This window comes from Planctomycetota bacterium, from assembly GCA_038746835.1.
Lineage (GTDB): Bacteria > Planctomycetota > Phycisphaerae > Tepidisphaerales > Tepidisphaeraceae > JBCDKH01.
In genome coordinates this window covers 1-6,012 of the sequence record JBCDKH010000211.1, presented here as the reverse complement: position 1 = coordinate 6,012, position 6,012 = coordinate 1, and the positions used below count along the sequence as shown (strand labels likewise).

3 protein-coding genes are annotated in these 6,012 nt (G+C 65.1%); 1 reads left to right on the top strand and 2 read right to left on the bottom strand.

Annotated elements, in window-relative coordinates:
* Window positions 1-119 precede the first annotated feature (119 nt).
* Complete coding sequence (locus AAGI46_15105; protein ID MEM1013536.1) at window positions 120-1,469, top strand: DUF5009 domain-containing protein; 1,350 nt, start codon at window positions 120-122, stop codon at window positions 1,467-1,469.
* Here AAGI46_15105 and AAGI46_15100 read toward each other — a convergent pair.
* Window positions 1,368-2,432: an endonuclease/exonuclease/phosphatase family protein gene (locus AAGI46_15100; protein MEM1013535.1), complete on the bottom strand. Its 1,065-nt coding sequence runs from the start codon at window positions 2,430-2,432 to the stop codon at window positions 1,368-1,370. The genes AAGI46_15105 and AAGI46_15100 overlap by 102 nt on opposite strands.
* Window positions 2,433-2,520: 88 nt before the next feature.
* Window positions 2,521-6,012 (bottom strand): DNA-directed RNA polymerase subunit beta' (locus AAGI46_15095; GenBank protein ID MEM1013534.1); only part of this gene is annotated, 3,492 nt, incomplete at its 5' end.

Sequence of the window (6,012 nt, the reverse complement as noted above, 5' to 3'; positions counted from 1 at the left end):
TGCCCGAGCTGGAAGGCACCGGCGAAGTCGGCACCCACGACGCAAGCACCAACCAGCTCATCAACGCCTTCAAGTCGCGTCGAGGTTGAGCATTTTCGCCACATCGGCGATGCTGCGGTGTGGCGTCTTCGATCAAAAGCACGGCACTCGACACGACAGCCGGCAGTGCGACGCGGCTTCTTTCGCTCGACGCGCTGCGCGGCGGGACGATCGCGTTGATGGTGTGGGTGAACCACACGTTTCACCCGAACCTGTTCGACAATCCCACGCTCGACGCGGTCCACCGACAGTGGTTTCACATCCCGTGGAACGAGCCGGCCCAGGGCGTCACGGCGGCAGACATCGTTTTTCCGCTCTTCCTCTTCGCGGCCGGGGCGAGCGTGCCATTGTCGATGAAGTTCGGCCGAGGTCGTGACCGCAAATGGTGGCGGACACTGCTCATCGCACTGAAGCGCGGCGTCGTGCTCTACATGCTGGGCGTTCTGCTGACGGTTGCCTCAGCGGCGTACACGCGGCCGCTGGTCTGGGGCGATCTGCTGAGTTGGAACATCCTTCAACTCATCGCGGCGGCATACGTCGTGTGCGTCGGCGTCTTCCTGCTGCCGCGTTGGTGGCAGGTCGGCATCGTGTCCACGATTCTGCTGGCGAAATGGGGCGTGATGACGCTCGTGCCGTACGACTCGGTCGCAGAGTTGGGCGCAGCACGTGCGGCCGAGGGCGCGCCGACGGGCACCGCGACTTGGCAGCACTATCAAGGTGTCAAGGAGGCGCTGAACGCTCCGGCAATCTGGTTCGACAGGCTTGTTGGGTGGACATCTGACACCTTGTTTGGACCGGATGAAGGCACTGGCGATGTCTTGAGGGACGACCGACTCGGTGGCTTCGGCTGGTTCGGCGGCTTCCAGCAAGCTCTGCCAGCGGCGGCGATCGCTGTCTTCGGCGGGTGGTCGAGTCTCGTGCTCGTCGGGTCGCAAGGCGTCGCACGCAAGCTGCTGCTCGTCCTCGGCGGCGGAGTCGCCCTGGTGCTGCTTGCCCTGTTGCTTTCAGGCGGCTACGACGCGTCGGGCACCGGATGGGTCGGGCGGTTCACGGTGCCGTCGAGCAAGTGGTTCTTCAGCGTGCCGTACTGCCTGCTGAGTGCCGGCATCGGCATGATCGTGCTCTCGCCACTCTGGTGGATCTGCGACGTCAAGAGGTGGACGACGCTCTTCCTGCTCCGCGTGTTCGGCCTCAACGCGATCGCCCTCTACCTCGGCAGCGAGATGCTCTTCAAGTGCATCATCGCCCGCTGGTCGATTCACACGCCTGCAGGTGACACCGCCAACCTTGCCAGCGGCCTCATCGCCTGGACAGAACGCTGGACCACCTCACGTGTCGTCGGCAGCCTCGCCTGGCCGGTCATCTACATGACGCTCTGGTGGCTCGTGCTCTTCTGGATGGACCGTCGAAAGCTCTACCTCAAGGTTTAGTTGCCCGTCGGCAGCGAACGACGCGATCACGGGCCAGTGATCGCCGCCGAGGTACGGGCCGGCGCTTTTATCGATGACGAGCAGTTCGTCGGGCACGAGAAAGCCGTTGACTGCCAGTCCGGCGACGCGCGGCAGAGGCCAACGCCAGCTACGCAGCATCATCGGCGAGAGGCCCGTCTCTCGGCACAAATCGCGCAGCTGCCAGCCGCGGGGCGTTTGGTTGAAGTCGCCGACGAGCAGCGGCACGCGGCCCTCGGACCGTTCCTCGTTGGCCCATTGAGCCGCGAACTCGAAGGCCTCGGCCTGCCATTCGAAGTTGTCGCGCGGCAGAGGCCTAGTCGTGCTGAAGTGCAGGATCGACGTCGTCGTGCCCGCGACGTCCAGAGTCACCACAGCGATCGGCCGGTCCTTGTCGGGCAGCGGATGCAGCAGGTCGGCCTCGGCAGATCTCTTCGCCTTCACCAGGACGGCAACGCCTCGCGTGTCCCACCGGGGCTCCGCCGCCAGGACCGTGTACTCGGGCCATCGCGACTCGAGGTGCTCGAGCGTGTGCGGCGTGACCTCCTGAAGCAGGACGACGTCGGCGCGGACCGTTGCAAACCAAGCGTCGAATGCGTCGCGATCGAGCTGGTGATTCCCCGTGTTCGCGTGGACAACGACCAAGTCGGGCGACGCATCGACCCGTTCCGGACCGCCTGGGACGACGGCTGTGTCAGCGATAAGAACTGCAAGGGCGACGGACGCGGCCGCGATGCCAACACGCAATCGACGCATCGCAGACAAGGCGACGGCCGCGACGACGAGCGAAGCGATGAGGTGCAGCCGAAGATGGCTCAACAGGTCCAGTCGCCAATCGAGCCGCTGAAGGAACGTCAAGGCGAGCAACAGCGTCGCAAGACTCGCAGCGACGATCGCGGTGACGACGAGGCCGCGTCGAAGTTGTGTCGTGATCGTCGCTTTCATGCACGTCACCCTGGAGCCGCCTCGTCCATGAAGAGCGGCCGCGACTCGAAAGTCGCGGCCGCGGTGTGTTTGACGTCAGTTCAGCCGATCACGAGCCGGCCTGCGGGACGGCCTCGCGCTGGGCGAACGAGCTGATCCGCTCGGTGCTCGGCAGACGGCTGGGTGTCTCCGGACGCGGCTCGTAGTGCAGGCCGTCGTCGGGCTCGGGCTCGACGAGGTGCTTGACCTGCAGCTGCTGGTGGGCCGAGTAGCCCGTGCCGGCCGGGATGAGGTGACCCAGGATGACGTTCTCCTTGAGGCCAAGGAGCTTGTCCTGCATGCCGGCCATGGCGGCCTCGGTCAGGACCTTGGTCGTCTCCTGGAAGCTGGCGGCGCTGATGAAGCTCTCGCTCGACAGCGACGCCTTGGTGATGCCCAAGAGCAGCGTGCGGGCACGAGCCGGCTTGCCACGGCGGGCCTTGCCGGGCTCCTTGCCCTCGGCCTCGGCGGTCTCGCTGGCTTCCTTCCACTCGGCCTTGTCGACCAGCTCGCCGGCGCGGTACGGCGTGCCGCCCGCGTCGGTGACGACGACCTGCTTCATGACCTCGTTGTTGGCCACCTGGAATCGGCCGCGATCGGCGACTTCACCCGGCAGGAACGGCGTGTCGCCGTGGTCCTCGACCTTCACCTTCCGCAGCATCTGAGCGAGGATGACCTCGACGTGCTTGTCGTTGATCGGCACGCCCTGACTGCGGTAGACGTTCTGGACTTCCGTCAGCAGGTAGTGGTGAAGCGCTTCCTCGCCCTTGATGGTGAGGATGTCGTGCGGGATGACGCTGCCGCGGATGAGCGGATCGCCCGCCTCGACCGAGTCGCCGGCGTGGACGAGCACGTCGGTGCCCTGCGGCACGTGGTGCTCGCGCTCCATGCCAGTCTCGTTCTTGACGACGATCGTCACCTTGCCCTTGCGCCGGCCCTGCTGGATTTCGACGATGCCCGAAATCTCGGACAGGACCGTCGGCTCCTTGGGCTTGCGGGCCTCGAACAGCTCCGTGACACGCGGCAGACCGCCGGTGATGTCCATCGTGCCCGACGCCTCACGCGGCTGACGAGCGAGCATGTAACCGGCGGGGATCTTCTGGCCGTCGGTGACTTCGATTCGGGCACGGGCCGGCAGGTAGCTGAAGTCGAGGATCTGGCCGTCCTCGTCCGTGATGGTGATGCGCGGGTGGCGCTCGCCCTTGTGCTCGACGACGATGAGCTTCTTGTCACCGCTGCCGCGCTCCTGGTCGACGCGGACGGTCTCGCCGATCTCGATGTCCTCGTACTTCACGACGCCCGACTTCTCAGCGAGGATCGGCGTGATGTGCGGGTCGAACTCGGCGACGATGTCGCGGGCCTTGATCTTCTGGCCGTCCTTGACGCGGATGTACGCCCCGTAGGGCACCTTGTGACGCTCGAGCTCGTTGCCCTTGCTGTCTTCGATGCCGACTTCGCCGTTGCGCTTGAGGACGACCAACACCTTGTTGCCGTCAGGGTCCTTCGACTCGACGGCATTGAGACCGTGGTAGCGGGCCACACCCGCGACGCCGCTGGCGATGTCGCGCTCGGTGAGGCTGCCCAGGGCGACGCCGCCCGTGTGGAACGTCCGCATGGTCAGCTGCGTGCCCGGCTCGCCGATCGACTGAGCCGCGATGATGCCAGCCGCCAGGCCCTCTTCGACGAGCTGGCCCGAGCTCATGTCCACGCCGTAGCACATCGCACACACGCCGGTCGTGTTGTTGCACGTGAGCGGCGAGCGGACGCGAACGCTGTCGATGCCGGTGTCTTCGAGGTCGGTCGCAATGTCGCTGGTGATGACCTCGTTCTCCTTAACGATGACACGCTTGGTGTCGCGCGGATCGACGACCTTGTCTCGCGAGACACGGCCCAGGATCGAGTCGCGAAGCGGCACTTCGACGGTCTCGCCCTTGTAGATCGTCTGCTTCGTGACGCCGTTGAGCGTGCCGCAGTCGAGCCCGTTGACGACGACGTTCTGTGCGACGTCGCAGAGCTTGCGGGTGAGGTAACCCGAGTCGGCCGTCTTAAGCGCGGTGTCGGCCAGACCCTTGCGGGCACCGTGCGTGGAGCTGAAGTACTCCAGCACCGACAAGCCTTCGCGGAAGTTGGACTTGATCGGCGTCTCGATGATCTCGCCGCTCGGCTTGGCCATCAGGCCACGCATGCCGCCGAGCTGACGCATCTGGTCGACGCTGCCGCGGGCCCCGGAGACCGACATGAGCGCGATCGGGTTGAGGTACCGCAGCGCGTTCTTGTCGCCATCGTGGGCCGGCGTGCCGTCGGGTAGGCGGTAGTCGGCGTAGAGGCCTTCCATGAGGTCCTCGGTGACTTCCTTACGGGCGTGGCCCCAGACTTCGATGAGCTGGGCGTAGCGCTCGTCTTCGGTGATCGCTCCGAAGCGGTAGTTCTTCTCGATCTTGTCGGCCTTCTTCTGGCCTTCGTCGAGAATCTTCTGCTTGGACTCAGGAGCACGGATGTCCGTGATGCCGAACGACAGACCGGCCAGCGTCGACCGCTTGAAGCCGATCGCCTTGAGACGGTCGAGCAGGTTGATCGTCGCCGGTCGGCCGAGCTTGGCGTAGGTGTCGGCGATGACGCGGCTGGCACCCTTGCTGGTGAGCGCGAAGTTGTAGAACGGCATCTCGGGTTCGAGGATATCGTTGAACAGGATACGCCCGACCGTGGTCAGGATGGTCCGGCCGGTGTAGCCCTCGGGCATCTGCTCGATGACCTTGTACTTCGCGTCGATGCGCTTCCGCTGCTCTTCGGAGTGCTTGAAGGCGACCTCCTGGAGCGACTTGCCGGTGGTGTCCTTCTGGTCCGTGATGACGGTGTCACGATCCGGGATGCGGACGTGAATCCGGCTGTTCATGCGGATGGTGCCCTGGTCGAAGGCGAGCATCGCCTCGGTCGGGCTGCCGAAGGTCTTGAACTCGCCGAGGTCACCCTCGCGCTCGGACGTGATGTAGAAGACGCCCAGGACGATGTCCTGCGAAGGCGTGATGATCGGCGAACCGTTGGCTGGACTGAAGATGTTGTTCGGCGACAGCATCAGCACCTGCGCCTCGGCCTGAGCTTCGACGGAGAGCGGCAGGTGGACCGCCATCTGGTCGCCGTCGAAGTCGGCGTTGAAGCCCTTGCAGACCAGCGGGTGAATCTTGAGCGCGTTGCCTTCGACCAGCACCGGCTCGAAGGCCTGGATGCCCATGCGGTGCAGCGTCGGGGCACGGTTCAGGAGAACCGGGTGCTGGTAGATGACCTCTTCGAGGACGTCCCAGACTTCCGGGTCGCGACGCTCGAGCATGCGCTTGGCCGACTTAATCGTGTCGGCTAGGCCCAGCTCCTTGAGCCGGCGGATGATGAACGGCTGGAAGAGCTCGAGCGCGATCTTCTTGGGAAGGCCGCACTGGTTGAGCTTGAGCTCTGGGCCAACGACGATGACCGAGCGGGCGGAGTAGTCGACGCGCTTGCCGAGCAGGTTCTCGCGGAACCGGCCCTGCTTGCCCTTGATCATGTCGGTGAGCGACTTGAGCGGGCGGTT

Excerpts from the sequence above, each read along its gene's own strand:
- AAGI46_15100 (MEM1013535.1), bottom strand. The coding sequence starts at position 2,432 with ATGAAAGCGACGATCACGACACAACTTCGACGCGGCCTCGTCGTCACC.